The organism is Aminobacter sp. P4_D5 (assembly GCF_056401815.1).
This window is the reverse complement of sequence record NZ_JBFUIP010000581.1, coordinates 1-789: the sequence shown is the minus strand read 5'-3', so window position 1 is coordinate 789 and position 789 is coordinate 1. Positions and strand designations below refer to the sequence as shown.

The window sequence follows — 789 nt, the reverse complement described above, 5'->3', positions numbered from 1 at the left end:
CTCTTCACCTCCGGGCCGTGCAGCACCATGCCGGCCTCGAAGGTCTGGCCGATCTTGTAGTCAAAGCGGGCCCGGCGGTTCTGGGCCGCCGTGCCGATGCTGATGATCGATTTCTTCTTGGGTGCTACGGCCATGGGTGACTCAGTTCAGCAGCCCCGCCGTCCGCATCGCGCCCTCGACCCGCTTGCGCGTGCTCTCGGCGACGGGCGCCATCGGCAGTCGGCAGAAATCCGTGCCGCGGCCGAGCAGGCTCGCCGCGTACTTCACCGGGCCGGGCGAGGTCTCGCAGAACAGCGCGTCGTGCACCGGCGTCAGGCGGTCCTGGATCACCATCGCGTCCTTGATGCGGCCCTCGCGCCAGGCCTTGTGCATGTCGGCGCAGAGGCGCGGCGCGATGTTGCTCGTCACGGAAATGCAGCCGTGACCACCGGCCGCCAGCAGCGCGAGCGCCGTATGGTCCTCGCCCGAGAGCTGGATGAAGTCCGGCCCGCAGGTCATGCGCTGGTGCAGCGGGCGCGCGAGGTTCGCGGTCGCGTCCTTCACGCCGATGATGTTCTTGTGCTTGGCCAGACGGCCCATCGTCTCGGGCGTCATGTCCACCACGCTGCGCGGCGGGATGTTGTAGATGATGAGCGGCAGGTCCACCTCGTCGGCGATCGCCTTGAAGTGGAGGTACATCCCCTCCTGCGTGGGCTTGTTGTAGTAGGGCGTGACGACCAGCGTGGCATCCGCGCCGGCCTGCTTCGCATGGCGGGCGAGGTCGATCGCCTCGGAGGTGCTGTTGCTGCC

The 789-nt window shown here is 68.1% G+C and carries 2 protein-coding genes; both read right to left on the bottom strand.

The features are described 5' to 3' along the window. Positions 1–134, bottom strand: a 134-nt coding sequence (locus tag AC1DWF_RS33635; protein ID WP_476842831.1) for an SsrA-binding protein, incomplete at its 3' end; no start/stop codon positions are given. 7 nt (positions 135–141) lie between these two features. After that, a partial coding sequence (gene dapA / locus AC1DWF_RS33630; protein WP_476842830.1) for a 4-hydroxy-tetrahydrodipicolinate synthase occupies positions 142–789 on the bottom strand: 648 nt, incomplete at its 5' end.